The organism is Mesorhizobium sp. PL10 (genome assembly GCF_053714315.1).
In genome coordinates this window covers 540,369-560,234 of the sequence record NZ_JBSKBR010000001.1, presented here as the reverse complement: position 1 = coordinate 560,234, position 19,866 = coordinate 540,369, and the positions used below count along the sequence as shown (strand labels likewise).

Genomic DNA, 19,866 nt, shown 5'->3' with positions numbered 1-19,866 from the left:
GGGATGTCGTCCAATCAGTCGCTATGAAGCGGGGTCAGGGCATCGAACAGGGTCCGATACCGGCGGTAACTTCTGTCGTAGGCGGCCATGGCCGAAGGATTTGGGTCGATCGTCTCGATGCCGCCGCCCAACCTTTCGGCCGCCTGCTGCACCGAGGACGCAAGGCCGATGGCGGTGGCGGCAAGGATTGCCGCGCCGATCGGCGAGGCATCGGCGGCACTTGCTATCTCGACAGGCCTGCCGCTGACATCGGCACGGATTTGCGACCACACCGGGCTGCGGGCACCGCCGCCGGAAAGCCTGATGCGCCCGGTGGCGATGCCAAGCTCGTCCAGTCGGTCGACCACGTCGCGCATGCCGAAGGCACAGCCTTCCAGCACTGCGCGGGCGCAGGCCGCTTTGCCGTGGAAGGATGTCAGCCCGTAGAAAGCACCGCGCGCCTCGGCAATCCAGCGCGGCGCCATGGCGCCGGACAGTGCCGGCAGGAACAGCAGATCGTCGCTGCCGGCAACGACCGTCGCCGCCAGCTCCGACATCGCCGCCGGGGAACCGACGCCGAAGGTAGACTGGAACCAGGTCACTGCGCCGCCAGAAAGCCATCCGGGATTGGAGACGAAATAGCGGTCACCGAGAAAACCATGTGTCTCGACCAGGCCGCCGGGATCGAGGCGAAGCGTGTCCGACACCGCACCGACCACTTCTGCCGTGCCGAGATTGCAGGCAACGATACCGGGCACGACAACGCCGGCGCCGATGGCGGCGGAAAAATCATCGCCCGTGCCGACTGCCAGCGGCGTGCCCACAGGCAGGCCTGTCAGTTCGGCGCCGACCGCGGTCAAGGCGCCGGCGGCCGCCGATGCATCGTCGATGCCCGGCAGCTTATCCGCATCGATGTCGAAGGCCGCCAGCAGATCGCCGGCATAGTGGCGCTCGTTCAGCCCATAGAGCATGGTCGTCGAGGCAAGTGCGTGGTCGATGACGGCACGACCGCACAACGCAGCGACCACGAACGAAACGGGCTGGTGCCAGAGCGCCACGCGACGCGCTTCGGGCAGGTTGCGCGCTGCCCAGCGGATTTTCGCCGCCATATGGGTGGCGTCGAGGACGAGACCGGTGCGCTCCCGGATGAAACCTGGATCTATGCCGGCGATTTCTCCCGACGCCCGCCGATCCATCCAGATGATGCAAGGCGCCAGGGCCTGGCCGCTGCCGTCGACCGCGACGCAGCCGTCGAGCTGGCCGGCAATGGCAAAGCCCCTGATGTCGGATGGTGCAAGCCCAGCCTTGTCGAGTGCGCCGGCAATAGCCGGCTTGAGCGCCGCCAGCCACAGCGCCGGATTCTGTTCGGCCCAACCCGGAGCCGGGAAGGCCGGCTGATAAAGCACAGCGGCCTCGCCACGCAGCCGCAATTCGTCATCGACGACGATCGCCTTCAGGCTTTGTGTGCCCAGATCGAGGCCGATGACTGGCATTAGACACGCTCGCAATCCGCGAGGACATCCCGCAACTGCGAGAGGATAGAACCTTTCGTCGGCGAATAGGAACCGTCGAAAACCGCTGTGCCAATGGTAAAAGCGTTGGCGCCGGCCTGCTTGATTGCCTTGATCCGATCGGCCGAGGCTACGGCGCCGGCGACGATCAGATGCCGCGACGGCCCAAGCCCGCGCCGGGCGGCGCGAACCAGTTCGGCCGGGTCGGCCTCGGTGGCGCGATAGGCGAGGATGTCGCATCCCGCACAACCCTTTTCGGCGAAGGCGCGGCAATCGGCCTCCACCTCTCCAGGGGAGCCGCCGAGCTTGGTCGGATGCCCGACCGGCCGGCCCGGAAAAGGGTAGTATTCGGTATCGCTCCCTTCCAGCAGCGCCATGATCTCGTCGACCTGGGTGCCGCCGAGCAGCCGCTGGATGCCGAGATCCCTGGCGATGCGCGCCGAATTGAGGCAGGCCTCTGCTGTCGTCGAGACAACTTCCATGTAAGTGGTGGCGCCTGTCCGGCGAATGGCGCCGGCGAGCTTGCTCAATACATCCGGCGCCACGCCGATGTCCTTGAAGCCGACATGCTTCAGCCCGACCGGCTCGATCAGCTCGACAAGGTCGAGGCAGTCCTCGACCGTGCGATCGTTACGCGTCAGCATGAAGATGAAGTCCATCCGAAAGGTCCCTCGCCTGGTCGGGAAAGCCGGTTTACTGCCGGTCTGTTAACATCTCCCAACCATTTGTTGCAAGGTGCCACATTTTAATTTGCAGTACCACACATTTTATGACAGAACGGGCGCCGGCCCGCCAGGCACGACTTCTAGGGAGAGGGAAGAATGCTCAAGCCGCTGAGACGTGGGAGTACCGCATCCGGACTGCTCGTCGTCGCCGCCCTTATGTGGCAAATCACACAGGCTGCTGCGTGGGACCTGAAGGAGGCGTCGAAGCCCTACAGCGGCCAGACCATCCGCATGGTCGGCGAGGCGCTGCCGCCGCTCGAAGCGCTGAAGAAGATGGCGCCGGAGTTTGAAAAGCAGACGGGCATCCATGTCGAAGTCGAGATGTATGAGCATTCGGAAGCCGTCAACAAGGTGCAGCTCGATCTCAATTCGCACCGCGGCCGTTACGACGTCATCATCCAGCCGCACCGCGAGCTCGGCAAGTTCGCCACCAACAATCATCTGATCGAAATCGCCAAGATGATGGCCGACCCGGCTTTGCGCGATCCGACCTTCGAGCCGGAAAAGCAGCTCTACCAGACTGCCTGGCACGAGATCTCCTGGTATGACGGCAAGGAGTACGGCTTCCCCTTCACCGTGCTCAACATGTTCATGTGGTATCGCTCGGACCTGCTCGCCGATCCCAAGGAGCAGGCCGGCTTCAAGGCGAAGTATGGCTACGACCTGGCGCCCGCCAAGGACTGGAAGCAGTATCGCGACATCGCCGAATGGTTCTACCGCCCCGACCAGGGCTTCTACGGCACAGCCCTGCAGGGCAAGCGCCATGAGGCGCTGTGGTACGAGTGGCTCAACTTCCTCTATTCCTTCGGCGGCGACGTGCTCGACGTGAAGAGCGGCTCGGCCTGCGGCCCGGTCATCGTCAACAGCCCCAAGGCCGTCGCCTCGCTCGAATATTACAAGAGTCTGCTGCAGTTCTCACCGCCGGACAGCCTCAACTATTTCTGGGACGACGTCATGGCGCTGATGCAGCAGGCCAAGGTCGCCGAACTGATCATGTGGAACGACGCCACCTATGCCGTGTCGGTCGACACCACCGCCTCCACCGTCGTCGGCAAGGTCGGCTTCGACCTCGTGCCGCAAGGCGAAGGCGGCAAGATCGGCCAGGTCGAGGGTTGGACCTATCTCATCCCGGTCTATTCGAAGAACCCGCAGGCCGCCTTCCTCTTCGTCCAGTGGATGATGGGTTATGACCGCCAGCTTGAGCAGCATCTCAATGGCGGCGCTTCCGGCCGGCCCGATGTCTATGCTTCGGCGGAGGTGCAGAAGCTGCCCTATGCCAAGGCTTCGATGGAGGCCAACGAGCATGCGGTGCCGAAGGCGACACTGCCGCAATCGGCAGAGATGACCGACATATTGGTGCGCGAGCTGTCGTCCTACCTCGCCGGCGAGAAGGAAGCGCAGGCTGCCCTGGACACCGCCGCCACCGACATCTCGACATTGCTCGGTTCTTGCGCACCCATGACCTATCCGGCACGATAGGTCTCGAATGTCGCGCAGAGGCTACCCGCACAAGCGGGTAGCCATTCTTGTCCGCAGGAAATGCCCGTGACGAACCGCACTCCATCGCCGCGCGGAATGCCGCTTCTCGACGGTGGGGTGGGACCGCTGCTGATGCTGCCAGCGACGCTGCTTGTCGTCGTCTTCCTGGTCGGCCCGTTCTACTACATGGTCTATACCGCGTTGACCGACCTCAGCTTTGCCGATGCCAGCCATTCCGGCGCGTTTGTCGGCTTCGACAATTTCCGCAAGCTGATGCGCAACGATCCGTTCTTCTGGGCGTCGTTCCTGCTGACGCTGAAATTCGTCCTCATCGCCGTGGGTCTCGAATTCCTGCTCGGCTTCGCGCTGGCCTTCATGATCTTCCGCTTCGTCGCCAGCCAGCGGCTTTTGACCACGCTGCTGCTCATCCCGATGATGATTGCGCCGGTCGCCGTCGGGCTGATCTGGCGCCTGCTTCTGCAGGGCGATTTCGGCATGCTCACCTTCTACATGCGCAAGGTCGGCCTGCTGGCGCAGAACGCCGCGGTGCTTTCGGCGCCCGACCTCGTCTTTCCGACCATCGTCGCCATCGACGTCTGGCAGTGGACGCCTTTCGTCACCCTGATCATGCTGGCCGGCATGATGAGCCTGCCGCGCGCACCGTTCGAGGCGGCGATGATGGACGGCGCCAAACCGTTCCAGATTTTTCGCGATGTCATGCTGCCGCTGCTGCGGCCGGTCATAGCGCTGGTGCTGCTCTTGCGCGGCATCGACGCCTTCAAGGAATTCGACAAGGTGTTTTTGATGACCGGCGGCGGCCCGGGAACGCTGACCGAGCTGGTCTCGATCTATGCCTACCGCGTCAACTTCCGCAACTGGGACCTCGGCTACGGCGCCGCGGTCGCCTTCATGATCTATCTCGTCGTGCTGATCCTGTGCTCGGTCTTCTACAAGGCCGTCTACTGGTCGAGCCGCAAGCCGGCGGCGGCGTTTTGAGGGCACGGCGATGATCGACCAGTCCACCAATCGCGCCTGGAAGAGCTTTGCCTGGGCCGTGCTGCTCGTCGCCGTCGTGGTTGCCTTGACGCCTTACGTCTGGATGGTGCTGGCCTCGTTCAAGAACCGCGTCGACCTGTTGTCGTCGGTGCCGAAATGGAGCTTCGCGCCGACGCTCGCCAACTATCCGGCCGTCTTCATCGACAAGGAATACTGGCCGCTGGCGATCAATTCGGTGCTGATTTCGGTATCGTCGACGGTACTTTGCATCCTCATCGGTGCGCCGGCAGCCTATGGCTTCGCCCGCTCTGATTTTCCCGGCAAGGAAGACCTGTTCTTCTTCTTTCTGACGACGCGCATGGCGCCACCGATCTCGATCGCCGTGCCGCTGTTCCTGTTCTTCACCTCGCTTGGCCTGATCGACACCATCTATGCCGTGGTGATCGCCCACACCTCCTTCAACCTGTCGCTCGTCGTCTGGATGATGCGCGGCTTCTTTGCCGAAATCCCCAGGGAGATCGACGAGGCGGCGATGATGGACGGCCGCTCGCGGCTCGGCGCTTTCTTCTTCGTTGTAGCACCGCTGGCCGCGCCCGGCATCGGCGCGACGGCGGTGCTATGCTTCATCCTGTCGTGGAACGAGTTCCTCTATGCCTTCATCCTCGTCGCCTTCGATGGGCGTCCGCTGACCGTCGGCATACCCGGGCTGGTGACGCCGCATGGCACGCTGTGGGGACAGGTAGCGGCGGTCGCCATCGTGGCGACGCTGCCGATCGTGCTTTTCACTTTCCTTGTCCAGAAACAGCTCGTCCGCGGCCTGACCTTCGGCGCGGTCAAGGGTTGAAGGGATCTTGCATGGCAATTGTTTTCGACGGCGTCACCAAGGCCTTCCCGGACGGGACGGTGGCGCTGCAGGCGCTCGACCTCGCTTTCGAGCCCGGCGAATTCCTCGTGCTGCTCGGCCCTTCGGGCTCCGGCAAGACCACAGCCTGCCGGCTGCTTGCCGGCCTTGAACGTCCGACCGCCGGCCGTATCCTGGTCGAAGGCCGCGATGTCACCGACCTGCCGCCGCGCCTGCGCGGCATGGGCATGGTGTTCCAGAACTACGCGCTCTACAGCCACAAGAGCGTCTACGAGAACATCGCCTATCCCTTGCGCATCCGAAAAATGCCGGCCGCCGAGCTCGACCGCTGCGTGCGCGCCATGGCCGAGCTTCTGGAAATCACGCGTTACCTCGACCGCCGTCCTTCGCAACTGTCGGGCGGCCAGGCGCAGCGCGTCGCAGTGGCCCGCGCGCTGGTCTGGCAGCCCAGTCTTTGCCTGATGGACGAGCCGCTGTCCAACCTCGACGCCTTGCTGCGGCTCCACATGCGCACCGAGTTGAAGCGCCTGCATCGAGAGTTGAAAAAGACCTTCGTCTTCGTCACCCATGACCAGGAAGAGGCGATGACGCTGGCGACCAGGGTCGCGGTGCTGCGCGAAGGCGCGCTGATCCAGTATGACGATCCGCGCGAGATCTACCGGCGGCCGGCCAACCGCTTCATCGCCGAATTCATCGGCCGCCCGGCCATGAACACGTTCGACGGCGATGTCCGCGACGGTGTTTTCCATGCCAGCGGCTTTACCTGCCCGCTGCCCGGACGGCCGGACGGTCCGATCGTGCTCGGCATCCGCCCTGAACAGATCCAGCTCGTCGACGCTTCCGCCGGCGACGCGATCCGTTTCGCCGTCGATGTCGTCGAGCCGGTCGAGCCCGACGTACTGATCTTCGCCAAGAGCGAGGCGAATGCGCTGATCGTCAGGACCGCCAATGACGATCGCGCCTACGGTCCCGGCCAGCCGCTGCATCTGCGCTTTCCGCCAGCAGCGCTGCACACGTTCGATGCGGTGTCGGGAGCGCGGCTGCGGTGAGCACGCTGCTCGCTCTGGCGCCGCTGGCCGCCGCCGCTCTGGTCTGGCGGCTGTTCTACAGCTTCAACCGGTCGAGGCGCTGGTTCTCGACCGGCGAGCTCATTTTCTGGGACGCCATCGCTTTGGTCATCCTGCAGCTTGTCTGGTTGATCTGGTTTTAGGATCCAGCCCGGTCAGGACGCCTTGGCAAGGAATGATTGATAGTCGGACTTGGCCTGCAGCAGGCGCAGCGTGTTTTCGCGCGATCCGCGCACATGGGCGCGGGCCAGACTGCCGGCCCGGTTCACGTCTCCGGCGCCTATCGCTTCGACGATGGCGGCATGTTCGTCGCGTGCGATCTTCCACTCGTCCAGAAAAAGCAATTCCGTCCATACATAGTGTTGGCACTTGTCCAGTATGCCGCACAGCATGCCGTGAAGCATGACGTTGCCGCTGATTTCGGCGATCACGCGGTGTAGGTCGATGCCAACCTCCAGCTCCGCAAATTTCTCCCTGGTGGTGCGGTCGGGAATTGCGGCCAACCGCTCGCATTCGGCCAGCATGCCGCGAAGCCGCGTCATGTCCTTTTCGGTTGCCTTGGCGGCGGCCAGTTCGGTGGCGTGTCCGTCGAGCAGTTCGCGGATTTCGAACGCCTCGCGAAACATGTTGATGTCGAACTCGGTAACGGCATAGCCCTGACGCGGCCTGCCGGTGACCAGTCCGTCGCGCTCAAGGCGGTTGAAGGCCTCGCGCACCGGCGTGCGGCTGACATTCAGCTTGGCGGCGATGTCATTTTCGGTGACGCGCGACCCGGGCGGGATCTGGCCGGTCACGATCATTGCCTTGAGAGACGAGTAGACCGAGTCGCGCAGCGTGTTTTTCGTTTCCTTGGCCAATGATCGGTTCCGTTTCTCAGGTTCTTAGCCGGACGTCGAAGTTCTCTCAGGCCTATCTGTATTCACAGTCGGCGTCATTTGCCACGCCCGGTGAGCCCATCCCCAACGGCACGAGACGCTTAAGTCGGCAGTACCAGGGACTGTTGACTTCACCAGCCCCTAGGCTACACTCAAAATTGTATACAAAATAGCATGCGAAATCAAAAACAATGGGAACACCGGTTGGAGAACCGAAAATGAACAGGACCAGCAACGTCAGAATTTTTGCCATCGCAGGCCTTTTGGCCTCGGTTGCGGTGCCGGCGATCGCCGGCGACACAATCACCGTCGCCTCATGGGGCGGCACCTATCAGGAGGCGCAGACCAAGGCGTTCTTCAAGCCGGCCGCCGATGCGCTCGGCATCACCATCAAGGAAGACACCACCAACGGCCTGGACGATGTCCGCCTGCAGGTGACCGGCAATGCGGTGAAGTGGGACCTCACCGAACTCGGCGCCGACGAATGCGCGCGCGGCTCGAAGGAAGGCCTGTTCGAAAAGCTCGATTACAACATCATCGACAAGGCCGGCATCAATCCGAAACTCGTCCATGACGACTGGGTCGGCATCTCCTACACATCTGTCGTCCTCATCTACCGAACCGACGTCTTCGGCGACAAAGGCCCAAAAACATGGGCGGATTTCTGGGATGTCAAAAAGTTTCCGGGCCGGCGCGCATTGAGCGGCAGCCAGGCGACGGAAACGCTGAGCGTTGCCGCTCTTGCCGAAGGTACCCCAATCGACAAAGTCTACCCCGTCGACATCGACGGTGCTTTGAAATCCGTCGACAAGATCCGCGGCAACGTCGATGCTTGGTGGACCTCCGGCGCCCAGGCCATGCAATTGGTCAAGGACGGCGAAGTCGACATGGCGAGCATCTGGAACGGCCGCGCCGGCACGCTGAAGAAGAGCGGCGCCCCGGTCAGCTTCTCCTTCGACCAGGGTGTGCTCACCGCCGACTGCATGGTCATCCCCAAGGGCGCCAAGAACAAGGATGCCGCCATGAAGGCGCTGGCCATGTTCGTCAGCCCTGACCTGCAGGCCAATCTGCCGCTCTATGTCGACAACGGTCCGGTCAACGAGAAGGCATTCGAGACCGGCAAGATCCCGCCGGAGCGGATCAAGGACATCAACTCAGCGCCCGAAAACGTCAAGAAGCAGGTGCTGCAGGATGCCGAGTTCTGGCGCGACAATCTCGTGGAAGCCACTGAGAAGTTCAACAATCTGATCCAGCAATAGGCTGCGACCGGAACCTCGACTTGCGGCAGGGCGACGAACCTTCGCCCTGCCACCATGCCGCGCCTCACAATCCCGGGAGAAGCTTTTGTCCATTGCGCCCTCCGCGCTCCCCATCGGCATTCGTCGCATAGAGAAACGATTTGGCGCCGTGTCGGTCCTGCGGGATCTGAGCCTCGATGTCGCTGCCGGCGAATTCCTGACGCTGCTTGGTCCTTCCGGATCCGGAAAGACGACGCTGCTGATGATCCTGGCCGGCTTTGTGCGGGCCAATGCCGGCTCGATCAAGGTCGGCGACGAGGAGATCATCGCCACGCCTCCGCACAAACGCAACATCGGCATGGTGTTCCAGAACTATGCGCTGTTTCCGCATATGAATGTGTTTCACAACATCGCCTTTCCGCTAAAGCAGCGCCGCGTGCCAGCGGCCGAGATGGCCGCGCGTGTCGAGAAAGCGCTGGACCTGGTGAAACTGCAGGGACTGGGCGAACGCGGGGTCGACCAGCTCTCGGGCGGCCAGCGCCAGCGCGTGGCCCTGGCGCGCGCCATCGTGTTCGAGCCGCGCATCGTGCTGATGGACGAACCCTTGTCGGCGTTGGACAAGGGACTGCGTGAACACATGCAGATTGAACTGCGCAGCCTGCATCGCCGGCTGGGCATGACGACGGTCTATGTCACGCACGACCAGCGCGAAGCCATCACCATGTCGGACCGCATCGCCGTGATGAACGAAGGACGCATCGAGCAGCTCGACCGCCCGGAAGCCCTCTACGCGACGCCGCAGACCCGATTTGTGGCAGGCTTTATCGGCGAATCGAACTTCATTCCGGTGGAATGCCGCAACGGCTCGGCCTGGTACGGAGACAAGCGAATCCACACGGCAATGCCGGCGCCGACCTCGGGCCAGCGCCTCCTGGTGGTGCGGCCCGAGAAGCTGCGGCTGGTGACGGAGGCCGAACCGGCGAACGGCGTCAGTGTGCTGCGCGCCACGGTCGGCGACATCATTTATCAGGGCGACAGTTTCGTCTGCTACGCAGCGCTGCCTGACGGCAGGCAGCTGACGCTGCGCGATTATTGCCGCAGCGACGTGCTGGCCAGGCTTCCGGCTGCCGGCCAACCCGTCAACCTCGGTATCGACGCGCAGGACGCTATCCTGGTGGCGGCGGACTGATGTCAGCGCAATCGGCCCTCGTGGACGACGCCAGCCATCAGCAGCTGAACGCGCAGGCGCTGCGCGCCGACGCCCGGCGCGAATCCCTTCGGCTGCTGGCGCTACTGGCGCCGAGCCTGTTCCTCGTCTGCGCGGTCATCGTCGTGCCGATCGGCTGGCTGTTCTGGCTCTCGCTGTTCGATGAAGCCGGCGCCTTCAGCGCCGCCAACTATGCCCGCTTCTTCGAACAGGCCTCCTACATCAAGACCTTCGTCACCACCTTCAAGGTCGCCTTCATCGTCACCGCTGCCTGCGTTCTTCTTGGCTATCCCCTGGCCTATATGCTGTCGCAATTGCCGCGCCGGGCGGCGTCGATCTGCCTGATCTTCGTCATCTTGCCATTCTGGACATCGGTGCTGGTGCGAACCTATGCCTGGCTGGTGATCCTGCAGCGCAAGGGGCTGATCAACAGCTGGCTGATCGATCTCGGCGTCATCAGCCAGCCGCTACCGCTCGCCAACAATCTTTCCGGCGTCGTCATCGGCATGACGCACATCCTGCTGCCGTTCCTGGTGCTGCCGCTCTACGCCTCGATGAAGACCATCGACACCGACTGCCTGCGCGCCGGCATGAACCTCGGCGCCGGCCCTGTCGCCACCTTCCGGCAGATCTTCTTTCCGCTCTCGCTGCCGGGCCTTGCCTCGGGCGTGGTCATCGTCTTCGTGCTTTGTCTGGGTTTCTTCGTCACGCCGGCGCTGATGGGCGGTGGCAAGGTGATCATGTGGGCGATGCGCATGGAGCAGACCACCAGCCTCTATTCGAATTGGGGCGCCGGCGGCGCGCTTGGTGTGGTGCTGCTGGTGGTCACGCTTGCGCTGCTCGGCCTCTTCCAGTGGCTGCTCGGCGCACGCGCCACCGGTGTATGGAGTTCGCGATGAGCGCAGATGTCGGCCTGCCCATTTCGCACCGGCAACGCCTGTGGCTCTATGCGCTCGGCGGCCTCGTCCTGTTGTTCCTGATCGCGCCGTCGATCATCATCGTCATCATGTCGTTTTCGGATTCGACACTGCTGCAATTTCCGCCGCAGCAATGGTCTTTGCGCTGGTATGAGAGTTACTTCCAGTCGCCGGAATGGCGCGACGCCACCATTGTCTCGGTCAAAGTGGCTGTTATGACGACATGCGTGGCAACGCCACTCGGCACGGCCGCGGCCTATGCGATCAACCGGGGTACGCTGCGCCTCAACGGCACCATCAATGCGCTGCTGATGGCTTCGCTGATCGTCCCGGTGATCCTGATCGGCATCGGTACTTTCTTTCTTTATGCCCGCATCGGGCTCAACAACACGCTGACCGGCCTCGTCATCGCCCACACGGTGCAGGCGCTGCCGCTGGTGGTGCTGACGGTGCTTTCGGGCCTGCGCTCCTACGACATGAACCAGGAGCGGGTGGCGCGCAGCCTTGGCGCCGGACGCATCGCCGCATTCTGGCAGGTGACCATGCCGCAGATCCGTTTCTCCATCGTCTCCGGCGCGCTGTTTGCCTTCATCACCTCGTTTGACGAGGTCGTCGTATCGCTGTTCATATCGGGCGGCGAGACCACGACGCTGACCCGCCGCATGTTCAACGCGCTACGCGACCAGATCGACCCGACCATTGCCGCCATCTCGACCTGCCTGATCGTGCTGTCGGTCGTGCTTTTGTCGGTTGCGCAGATTTTCGGCCGCCGCCATTGATTTCAGCTGACCATGGGATACCCAGACCAAATGCGTGATTTCCAGTTTCCCGGCCGCTCGCCCGTCCGCGCCACCGAGGCCATGGCCGCAACGTCGCATCCGCTTTCGACGCTCGCCGCAATCGAGATGCTGCGCGCCGGCGGCAACGCCATGGATGCCGCAATCTGCGCCGCCGCAGTGCAGGGCGTGGTCGAGCCGCAATCCACCGGCATCGGCGGAGATTGTTTTGTCCTTTATTGCCCGCGCGGACAGGGCGAGGTGCTGGCCTTCAATGGCTCGGGCCGCGCGCCGGCCAAGGCCACGACCGATTGGTACCGGCAAAAAGGCTTCGACACGATCCCGCTGCAGGGTCCGCATGCGGTCACCGTGCCGGGCGCCGTCGATGCATGGTGCCGGTTGCTGGAGGAGCATGGCCGCAAGGGTATCGCCGAAGTGCTGGCGCCGGCCATCCACTATGCCGAGAACGGCTATGTCGTGCATGACCGCGTCGCCTTCGACTGGGCCGCACCTGAAACGGATCTTTCCGCCGACGAGCATTCGGCGCGCATCTTCCTGCCGGGCGGCAAACCGCCGAAGGCCGGCGAGGTGCACAGGCAGCCGCAACTCGCCGCCACCTTGCGAATCATCGCCAAACAAGGTCGCGCCGGATTTTACCAAGGCATGGTCGCCGACGACATCGTCGACCGGCTCAACGAACTTGGCGGATTGCATACGCTTGAGGATTTCGCCGCCACCAAGGGTGACTACGTGGCGCCGGTCAGCGTCTCCTATGGCGGCCATGAGGTCTACCAGATGCCGCCGAACAACCAGGGCCTGACGGCGCTTCTGATGCTGAACGTGCTGTCGGGCTTCAAGCTCGGCGCGCTCGACCCGAACGGCGCCGAACGCCTGCATCTGGAAATCGAGGCGGGACGGCTGGCCTATCGCGACCGTGATACTTTCGTCGGCGACCAGGACCAGGTTCGGGTGCCGGTGAGAGAGCTTCTGTCCAGCGCCTATGCCGACCGCCTGCGCGCCGAGATCGACCGCGAGCGCGCCATGACGCACCTGCCTGATGTCGACCTGCCGGGCAGCGACACAGTCTATATCTCCGTCGTCGACCGGGATCGCAATGCGGTCTCCTTCATCAACTCGACCTACTACTCCTTCGGCAGCGGTGTCGTCGGCCCGCAAACCGGCGTGGTGCTGCAGAACCGTGGCGCGAGCTTCCGCCTCGACCCGGCGCACCCCAACGCGATCGCACCCGGCAAGCGGCCGATGCACACGATCATGCCCGGCATGATGACGAAGAACGGCCGCGCGGTGATGCCGTTCGGCGTCATGGGTGGGGGCTACCAGCCGTTCGGACATGCCCACCTTCTTACCAACATGCTGGACTTCGGCATGGACCCGCAACAGGCGCTGGATGCGCCAAGGGTGTTCTGCAATGACGGCATGGTGGAAGCCGAACGCAACGTACCCGCCGAGGCCATCGAAGGCCTGCGCCGGCGCGGCCATCGCATCGCCGAGCCGCACCATCCGCTCGGCGGCGGCCAGGTCGTGTTGATCGACTGGGACAAGGGAACGCTGACTGGCGCCTCCGATCCTCGCAAGGACGGTTTGGCGCTTGGCTATTGAGCGGATGCGCGTTGCAAGGCCGGCGCTTGCCGCGCTTCGGCGCCGCCATCTGTACCGAGCCCAAATCGTCCGCTGGACTTTCACAAGCACTCGTTTGAAACATAGCCGGTGACCATGACCCAAAATCACCCAGATCTCTCCCATCGTCTCGTCGCGGGCGTCGATAATGCCGCGGCGATCCTGGCGCCCGACAGGCCCGCGCTGACCCATGGCGGCCTGCGGGCGCTGGTCGCGGCAACAGCCGAACAATTGCACGCGCTCGGCATCGGCCGTGGCGACAGGGTGGCCATCCTGCTGCCGAACGGGCCGGAGATGGCCACGGCCTTCATCGCGGTGGCGGCGGCCGCGTCGACGGCGCCGCTCAATCCGGCCTACCGGGCCGACGAGCTCGATTTCTACCTGACCGACATCGGCGCCAAGGCGATCCTCGTCGCCGAGGACGAGGCCGGCCCGTCCGTGGCGGTGGCCGAGCGGCTCGGCATCGGCGTGCTGAGGCTCGTCGTACAGCGCAACGCGCCTGCTGGAACCTTCACGATCAAGGGCGCTGCAATCGGTCCGCAGGCAGCGCCCGACATGGCGCAGGACGGCGACATCGCACTTTTGCTACACACTTCGGGCACCACGTCCCGCCCCAAGCTGGTGCCGCTCAGCCATGCCAATGTCGCGGCCTCCGCCGCCCATATCGGCGCGACGCTGAGCCTGACCGCCAATGACCGATGCCTCAATATCATGCCGCTGTTTCATATCCACGGGCTGATCGCGGCCGTGCTGTCCTCGCTAGCAGCCGGCGGCAGCGTCTACTGCACCCCGGGCTTCAACGCGCTTCGTTTCTTCCATTGGCTCAATGAAACGAGGCCTAGCTGGTACACGGCGGTGCCCACCATGCATCAGGCGATCCTGCCGCGCGCGGCGCGCAACGCCGAGGCGCTGGCCGCGGCCCCCTGCGCTTCATCCGCTCGTCCTCGGCATCGCTGCCGGCGCAAGTGATGGCGGAACTGGAGGCGACCTTCGGCTGCCCGGTCATCGAATCCTATGGGATGACCGAGGCCGCGCATCAGATGGCGTCGAACCGCCTGCCGCCGGGTCAGCGCAAGCCAGGCAGCGTCGGCGCCGCCGGTGGACCCGAAGTGGCTGTCATGGCGCCGGACGGAAAACTGCTGAAGGCCGGGGAAACCGGCGAAATCGTCATTCGCGGACCCAATGTCACGACGGGCTACGAGAACAACCCGGACGCCAACGCCACGGCCTTCGCGCATGGCTGGTTCCACACCGGCGACCAGGGCGTGCTGGATGACGATCTCTATCTGCGCGTCACCGGCCGGCTCAAGGAAATCATCAATCGCGGCGGCGAGAAGATCTCGCCGCTCGAGGTCGACAACGTGTTGATGGATCATCCGGCGGTGGCGCAGGTCGTCACCTTCGCCATGCCGCATGAGAAGCTCGGCGAAGAGGTCGCGGCCGCAGTTGTGCTGCGTGAAGCCATGGCGGCCAGTGAGGGCGACATCCGCACCTACGCCGCCACGCGGCTCGCCGACTTCAAGGTGCCGCGCAAGGTGCTGATCCTCGACGAGATCCCCAAGGGCGCGACGGGCAAGCTGCAGCGCATCGGGCTGGCCGCCAAGCTCGGACTTTGACGATGAAGATCACCGTCTTCGGCGCCGGCGCCATTGGCGGCTACCTCGCCGCCAAGCTTGCCATGGCTGGCCGAACCGAGCTTTCGATCGTGGCGCGCGGCGCGCATCTCGAAGCGATCCGGACGGACGGATTGCGTCTGATCGAGGATGGCAGGGAGACGAAAGCTCCTGCCAAGGCTGCCGCCGATGCCGCGGAGCTTGGCGTGCAGGACTATGTCGTGCTGGCGCTGAAGGCCCACTCCGTCGCCCCTGCCCTCGACCAGATCGCGCCGCTGCTCGGACCTGGGACGGCCGTCATCACCATGCAGAACGGCGTGCCATGGTGGTATTTTTACAAGAACGGCAGCGCGCTCGAAGACACGAGGCTGCAAGCAGTGGACCCCGGTGGTGTCATCTGGGACCGGCTAGGTCCTCAACGCGTCATCGGTTCGGTCGTCTATCCCGCGGTCGAGGTCGATGCGCCCGGCCTGATCCGTCATGTCGAGGGCAAGCGCTTCTCGCTTGGCGAGCCTTCGGGCGAGAAGAGCGAGCGCGTCGCACGACTGGCCCACGAAATGGCCAAGGCCGGGCTACAGGCACCGGTTCGCGAAGACATCCGCGGCGAAATCTGGGTGAAGCTGTGGGGCAACCTCTCCTTCAACCCGATCTCGGCGCTGACCGGCAGCACGCTGGCCGCGATCGTGGCCGATGAGGGCACACGCACGCTTGCCCGCACCATGATGCTGGAGGCGCAGGCGATCGGCGAAAGCCTCGGCGTCCGCTTTCCCATCGCGGTCGACCGGCGCATCAAGGGCGCCGGCGATGTCGGCGAGCACAAGACCTCGATGCTGCAGGATCTGGAGCGCGGCCGGCCGATGGAGATCGACGCGCTGGTGAGCGCGGTGCAGGAACTCGGCCGGCTCGCCGGCCAGCCGACGCCGACCATCGACGCCGTGCTGGCCCTGGTGCGTCGCCTCGCCACCGAGCGCGGCTGCTACCCCTGAGTTCAGTGCTTGATGCGGTCGCGCATGGCGTACCACAACATGCCCAGCACATAGAGCGGACCGCGCAGCGCCGTCCCGCCAGGGAACGGCAGCGGCGTCAGCGTCGAGAACAGGTCGAGCCGCGTGGCGTCGCCGGTGATCGCTTCGGCGAGCAGCTTGCCCGACAGCGTCGACAGGATGACGCCCTTGCCCGAATAGCCATGCGCGAAATAGACCTCGCCATAGTGCCCGACATGCGGCAGCCGCGACGTCGTCACCGACACCAGCCCGCCCCAGGCGTGATCGATGCGGCAGCCCTTCAGTTGCGGGAAAGTGGCTTCCATATGCGGCCGCACGAAGCCGGCAATGTCGGCTGGCGGCGATGGCGTATAGCGCTCGCCGCCACCGAACAGCAGCCGACCGTCCGCCGACATGCGGTAGTAGTTGACGACGAAGCGCGTATCGGACACCGCGACATTGGCCGGGATGACATTGCGCTTGCCCTCCAGCTTCTCGGTGGCGACGATGTAGTTTCCGACCGGCATGATGCGGCTGTTGACGCGCGGCTCCAGTCCGTGCAGCAACGCGTCGCCCGCCAGCATGACATGTTTGGCCCGAACCGAACCCTTTGCTGTCGAGACCCGGATCGAAGGTTCGCGCTCCAGTTTCACCGCCACCGAATTCTCGTGGATGATGACACCGGCGGCGGTCGCGGCGCGGGCAAGCCCGAGCGTGTAGTTCAGCGGATGCATGTGGCCGCCGAGCGGTTCATACATGGCGCCGAGATAGGGCGTGTCGACTTTGGCTCGAGCGTCGGCCGCAGACAGGATCTCGACGTCGCGGAACTTCATCGCCCTGTCGAGGCATTTGGCCTCTTCTTCCAGGTCCTTGAGATCGGAGCCGTTGACCGCGCCGACCAGATGGCCGGTCAGCCTCAGGTCGCAATCGATGGCATGGCGCTCGATGATATCGAGCACCAGGCCGCGCGCCTCGAAGGCGAGGTCGAACAGCGCCTTCGCCCGCTCCGGCCCGAAAGCCTTGACCAAGCCCTTGGCGCCTTTGCGTAAGCCTGGGATCATCTGCCCGCCATTGCGGCCTGACGCGCCCCAGCCGATCTTGCCGCCTTCAAGCAGCACCACCTTCAGGCCGCGCTCAGCGGCATGAAGGGCGGCGGACAGGCCGGTGCCGCCGCCGCCGACCACCACCAGGTCGGTGTCGACATCTCCCACCAGCGCCGGATGGTCCGGCGCCGGATTGGCGGTGGCGACATAGTAGGATTTGCCGATATCGAGACCGGAATTGAAACCTGTTGGACTGGAGGCCATGATCACACCTTCAGCAACAGGTGGTCGCGTTCCCAGCTCGTCACCACGCTCTGGAACAGGTCGAGTTCGACGCACTTGACGCGCAGATAGGTCTGGAAGAAATCCTCGCCGAGCAGCGCCCGCACCGGCTCGCAAGCCGTGAAACGGTCGAGCGCCTCCTCCATGGTTTTCGGCAGCGTGCTTTTGATCTTGTAGGCATTGCCCGATGCCTCGGCCGAGCGCGCGAGCTTCTGCTCGACGCCGAGATAGCCCGCAAGCAGAGAGCCGGCGAGCGCCAGATATGGGTTGCTATCGGCGCCCGGCAGGCGGTTTTCCACCCGCCTTGCGGCGCGCCCACCGGCCGGCACGCGCAACCCGCAGGAGCGGTTGTCATGCGACCATTCGATATTGGCCGGCGCGCTGTGGTTTGGCCGGATACGGCGGAACGAGTTCACGTTCGGCGCAAACAGCGGCATGATCTCGGGCACGTACTTCTGCAGGCCGCCGATGAAGTGGCCGAACATTTCGGTGTCGGCATCGTCGGCCCTGGCAAACAGCGCCGCACCCGTCTTCTCGTCGACCACAGACATGTGCAAGTGCATCGAGCTGCCGGCCTGTGTCGCATGCGGCTTGGCCATGAACGTGGCATGCATGCCGCATTGCTGCGCGGCCTGGCGCGTCAGCCGCTTGAACAGCAGCACCTGATCGGCAAGCTGCACCGCATCGCCATGCAGCAGGTTTATCTCCAACTGCCCCGGTCCGGATTCATGGATCAGTGTGTCGAGCGGCAGCCCGGCCGCCGCGGCATAATCATAGATGCGCCGGATCACCGGCTCGTATTCCTCGAGCGCAACCATGTCATAGGGATGCTGCGAACCCTCAGCGCGGCCATTGCCGCCCACCGGCGCGGTCAGCGGTTGATCGGGATTGGGATTGTGCGCGGTCAGGTAGAATTCCACCTCCGGCGCCACCACCGCGCGCCAGCCGCGCTGCCGATAGAGATCGAGCACGGCACGCAGGACATGGCGCGGCGAGGCCATCCACGGGCGGTCGCTATCCATGTGGAAGACGTCGGCGAAGACGTAGGCTTTGCCGGAACCGCCGCCCGGCGCCAGGCAGAGCGTCGAGACGTCAGGTACCATGCGCATATCCGGGTCCTGATAGGCAAAGCCTTCGTCGATCGAACCGGAATAGCGGCCGTCGATGCTGACCAGGAAAGCGCTACTCGGCAGGAACAGTGCGCGGTCTTCCAGCGCCTTGAGGAATTTCGCCGTCGGCAGCGCCTTGCCGCGCAGCACGCCGTTCATGTCCGGCACCAGGCATTCTACTTCGTTGATGCCGTGCCGGGCGAGCCAGCTCTTGGGGTCGATGCCGTTGAAGGTCGTCGCGGTATCCGTATTTTTGTCCATTTCGTTCACGTACCTATGAGAGAGAGTATGGCTTGCGCGGCCACATCCGTTCCAGGGGTCAGCGCCATCCGGGCTGCATTCTCCCTGAGGCGGGCGCGCATCGCATCGTCGGCCAGCAGGCCGAGAATGGCTTTCTCCAATCCCCCTTCGGTCCAGGCATCGCGGCCGATATGGTCGCCGACGCCCGTCTCTTCCGCGCGTTGCGCATTGTCGTGACCGTCCCAGCAATAGGGCATGATCAGCGACGGCACGCCGAAGCGCAGCGCCTCGCAAAAGCTGTTGTTTCCTCCGTGGTGAATGAAAAGGTCCGACTTCGCCACCACCGAAGGCTGCGGAAACCAGGCGTCGAGATAGACATTGTCCGGCACCGCGCGATAGGCGTCGCGCAAGCCGCCGGCATTGACGATGAAGCGCGCCGGCAGCCGGTCGAAGACAGCGAGCATGCGCTCGATCAGCCCGACATCCATGGCGCCGAGGCTGCCGAAGCTGACATAGACCAGCGGCCCGCCATTGCGCGGAAACACCGGCACATCGAAGGGCCCTTCCGAGCGCACGCAGCCTTCGAGATAGACGAAGCGGGCAGGATCGAGCGGCTCGGCGCGCTCGCGCCGCACGATCGACGGCGTCAAAAGCAGGTTGAGGTCGGGCGACGTTTCGAGGAACAGGCCGCAGGGCAGCGGCGCCAGGCCGGCATCCACCCGAAAACGGTTGAAGCGTTCATGCGCCGGCGCGGAGGCCAACAGGTAGCGCGCTTCGAACGCCTCGCGCTGCGGGTCGTTGGCGGCCATCCCGGACAGATAAGGTGGTACCTCGGCATCCGGCAGCTCGGTCTCGGCGCAGGAGACGACACGCACCCACGGACAGCCGGCCGCTGCGATCGCCGGGAACATGATGACATTGTCGAGCACCACCGCATCCGGCTTCAGCCTTGCCAGCAATTGCCGCAGCGGCGCTTCTGCGTTGACCGCAGTATCGACGATCGCCTGCCAGGTCGGCGCGACATAGGTTTCGAGCTGGTCGATCGGGCTCAGCCGGAAATGCGGCAGATGCCGGCGCACGAAGGCCTGCCAATAGCTCTGGCGCTCGCTGTCGCTCAGCGGCTCGTCGGTCGGCAGTTGGTATTCCTGGAAACCATAGTCGGCAAAGACGCCGGAGAAACCGGCATGGCAGATGAAGACGGGGCGAGCGCCCCGGGCACGCAATGCCTGCGCGATACCAACGCAATTCAACGCGGCCCCGAAACTGGCTTCGGGAAACAGCGCGATGGTCGGGCTGGCTTTACGCGTCAATTATTCCTCTTCAGTC

At 64.2% G+C, this 19,866-nt stretch carries 17 protein-coding genes and 1 pseudogene; 12 read left to right on the top strand and 6 right to left on the bottom strand.

Annotated features, from left to right (window positions below):
- Positions 1-14: 14 nt before the first annotated feature.
- Together ACWGTO_RS02800 and ACWGTO_RS02795 are read right to left on the bottom strand one after the other, a co-directional pair.
- On the bottom strand, positions 15-1,472 hold the full coding sequence (locus tag ACWGTO_RS02800) for a xylulokinase (protein ID WP_454573328.1): 1,458 nt from the start codon (positions 1,470-1,472) through the stop codon (positions 15-17).
- Complete coding sequence (locus ACWGTO_RS02795) at positions 1,472-2,149, bottom strand: 4-hydroxythreonine-4-phosphate dehydrogenase (RefSeq protein WP_454573327.1); 678 nt, start codon at positions 2,147-2,149, stop codon at positions 1,472-1,474. Before ACWGTO_RS02795 ends, ACWGTO_RS02800 begins: the two co-directional genes overlap by 1 nt.
- A 162-nt stretch (positions 2,150-2,311) precedes the next feature.
- Between ACWGTO_RS02795 and ACWGTO_RS02790 the strand changes: the two genes are divergently transcribed.
- The 5 genes from ACWGTO_RS02790 (at position 2,312) to ACWGTO_RS02770 (ending at position 6,762) form a co-directional block, all read left to right on the top strand.
- A complete protein-coding gene (locus ACWGTO_RS02790) occupies positions 2,312-3,694 on the top strand; it encodes an ABC transporter substrate-binding protein (protein ID WP_454573326.1) in 1,383 nt (460 codons plus the stop codon).
- 66 nt (positions 3,695-3,760) lie between these two features.
- The gene (locus tag ACWGTO_RS02785; RefSeq protein WP_454573325.1) at positions 3,761-4,690 is read left to right on the top strand and encodes a carbohydrate ABC transporter permease; all 930 of its coding nucleotides are present in this window, start codon (positions 3,761-3,763) and stop codon (positions 4,688-4,690) included.
- A 10-nt stretch (positions 4,691-4,700) separates the two neighbouring features.
- The gene (locus tag ACWGTO_RS02780) at positions 4,701-5,534 is read left to right on the top strand and encodes a carbohydrate ABC transporter permease (protein ID WP_454573324.1); all 834 of its coding nucleotides are present in this window, start codon (positions 4,701-4,703) and stop codon (positions 5,532-5,534) included.
- An 11-nt stretch (positions 5,535-5,545) separates the two neighbouring features.
- Positions 5,546-6,601, top strand: coding sequence for an ABC transporter ATP-binding protein (locus ACWGTO_RS02775; protein WP_454573323.1), 1,056 nt, complete (start codon positions 5,546-5,548; stop codon positions 6,599-6,601).
- On the top strand, positions 6,598-6,762 hold the full coding sequence (locus tag ACWGTO_RS02770) for a hypothetical protein (RefSeq protein ID WP_454573322.1): 165 nt from the start codon (positions 6,598-6,600) through the stop codon (positions 6,760-6,762). Before ACWGTO_RS02775 ends, ACWGTO_RS02770 begins: the two co-directional genes overlap by 4 nt.
- A gap of 12 nt (positions 6,763-6,774) precedes the next feature.
- On the opposite strand, the gene ACWGTO_RS02765 is transcribed toward ACWGTO_RS02770, so the two are convergent.
- Complete coding sequence (locus ACWGTO_RS02765) at positions 6,775-7,476, bottom strand: GntR family transcriptional regulator (protein WP_454573321.1); 702 nt, start codon at positions 7,474-7,476, stop codon at positions 6,775-6,777.
- A gap of 236 nt (positions 7,477-7,712) precedes the next feature.
- Between ACWGTO_RS02765 and ACWGTO_RS02760 the strand changes: the two genes are divergently transcribed.
- The 7 genes and pseudogenes from ACWGTO_RS02760 (at position 7,713) to ACWGTO_RS02730 (ending at position 15,869) form a co-directional block, all read left to right on the top strand.
- On the top strand, positions 7,713-8,753 hold the full coding sequence (locus tag ACWGTO_RS02760) for an ABC transporter substrate-binding protein (RefSeq protein WP_454573320.1): 1,041 nt from the start codon (positions 7,713-7,715) through the stop codon (positions 8,751-8,753).
- 85 nt (positions 8,754-8,838) lie between these two features.
- Positions 8,839-9,921: an ABC transporter ATP-binding protein gene (locus ACWGTO_RS02755; protein WP_454573319.1), complete on the top strand. Its 1,083-nt coding sequence runs from the start codon at positions 8,839-8,841 to the stop codon at positions 9,919-9,921.
- The gene (locus tag ACWGTO_RS02750; protein WP_454573318.1) at positions 9,921-10,838 is read left to right on the top strand and encodes an ABC transporter permease; all 918 of its coding nucleotides are present in this window, start codon (positions 9,921-9,923) and stop codon (positions 10,836-10,838) included. Before ACWGTO_RS02755 ends, ACWGTO_RS02750 begins: the two co-directional genes overlap by 1 nt.
- Positions 10,835-11,635 (top strand): ABC transporter permease, encoded by an 801-nt coding sequence (locus tag ACWGTO_RS02745; protein ID WP_454573317.1) that lies wholly within the window; start codon positions 10,835-10,837, stop codon positions 11,633-11,635. The genes ACWGTO_RS02750 and ACWGTO_RS02745 overlap by 4 nt, the downstream gene beginning before the upstream one ends.
- Positions 11,636-11,665: 30 nt before the next feature.
- Positions 11,666-13,252, top strand: a complete 1,587-nt coding sequence (gene ggt / locus ACWGTO_RS02740) for a gamma-glutamyltransferase (protein WP_454573316.1) — start codon at positions 11,666-11,668, stop codon at positions 13,250-13,252.
- Between the two features lie 114 nt (positions 13,253-13,366).
- A pseudogene (locus tag ACWGTO_RS02735) lies at positions 13,367-14,886 on the top strand (acyl--CoA ligase).
- Between the two features lie 2 nt (positions 14,887-14,888).
- A complete protein-coding gene (locus tag ACWGTO_RS02730) occupies positions 14,889-15,869 on the top strand; it encodes a 2-dehydropantoate 2-reductase (protein ID WP_454573315.1) in 981 nt (326 codons plus the stop codon).
- 2 nt (positions 15,870-15,871) lie between these two features.
- On the opposite strand, the gene ACWGTO_RS02725 is transcribed toward ACWGTO_RS02730, so the two are convergent.
- The 3 genes from ACWGTO_RS02725 to ACWGTO_RS02715 are packed head-to-tail and all read right to left on the bottom strand — an operon-like array spanning position 15,872 to position 19,850.
- Positions 15,872-17,173 carry an NAD(P)/FAD-dependent oxidoreductase gene (locus ACWGTO_RS02725; RefSeq protein ID WP_454573314.1) on the bottom strand — a complete coding sequence of 434 codons (1,302 nt, stop codon included), beginning with the start codon at positions 17,171-17,173 and terminating at the stop codon, positions 15,872-15,874.
- 2 nt (positions 17,174-17,175) lie between these two features.
- Entirely contained in the window at positions 17,176-18,561 is a 1,386-nt protein-coding gene (locus ACWGTO_RS02720; RefSeq protein WP_454573313.1) for a glutamine synthetase family protein, read from the bottom strand.
- Between the two features lie 5 nt (positions 18,562-18,566).
- Entirely contained in the window at positions 18,567-19,850 is a 1,284-nt protein-coding gene (locus tag ACWGTO_RS02715) for a glycosyltransferase (protein WP_454573312.1), read from the bottom strand.
- Positions 19,851-19,866 lie beyond the last annotated feature (16 nt).

Coding starts and splice junctions, on each gene's coding strand:
- ACWGTO_RS02800 (WP_454573328.1), bottom strand. CDS start 1,472: ATGCCAGTCATCGGCCTCGATCTGGGCACACAAAGCCTGAAGGCGATC.
- ACWGTO_RS02795 (WP_454573327.1), bottom strand. CDS start 2,149: ATGGACTTCATCTTCATGCTGACGCGTAACGATCGCACGGTCGAGGAC.
- ACWGTO_RS02790 (WP_454573326.1), top strand. CDS start 2,312: ATGCTCAAGCCGCTGAGACGTGGGAGTACCGCATCCGGACTGCTCGTC.
- ACWGTO_RS02780 (WP_454573324.1), top strand. CDS start 4,701: ATGATCGACCAGTCCACCAATCGCGCCTGGAAGAGCTTTGCCTGGGCC.
- ACWGTO_RS02775 (WP_454573323.1), top strand. CDS start 5,546: ATGGCAATTGTTTTCGACGGCGTCACCAAGGCCTTCCCGGACGGGACG.
- ACWGTO_RS02760 (WP_454573320.1), top strand. CDS start 7,713: ATGAACAGGACCAGCAACGTCAGAATTTTTGCCATCGCAGGCCTTTTG.
- ACWGTO_RS02750 (WP_454573318.1), top strand. CDS start 9,921: ATGTCAGCGCAATCGGCCCTCGTGGACGACGCCAGCCATCAGCAGCTG.
- ACWGTO_RS02745 (WP_454573317.1), top strand. CDS start 10,835: ATGAGCGCAGATGTCGGCCTGCCCATTTCGCACCGGCAACGCCTGTGG.
- ggt (WP_454573316.1), top strand. CDS start 11,666: ATGCGTGATTTCCAGTTTCCCGGCCGCTCGCCCGTCCGCGCCACCGAG.
- ACWGTO_RS02730 (WP_454573315.1), top strand. CDS start 14,889: ATGAAGATCACCGTCTTCGGCGCCGGCGCCATTGGCGGCTACCTCGCC.
- ACWGTO_RS02725 (WP_454573314.1), bottom strand. CDS start 17,173: ATGGCCTCCAGTCCAACAGGTTTCAATTCCGGTCTCGATATCGGCAAA.
- ACWGTO_RS02720 (WP_454573313.1), bottom strand. CDS start 18,561: ATGGACAAAAATACGGATACCGCGACGACCTTCAACGGCATCGACCCC.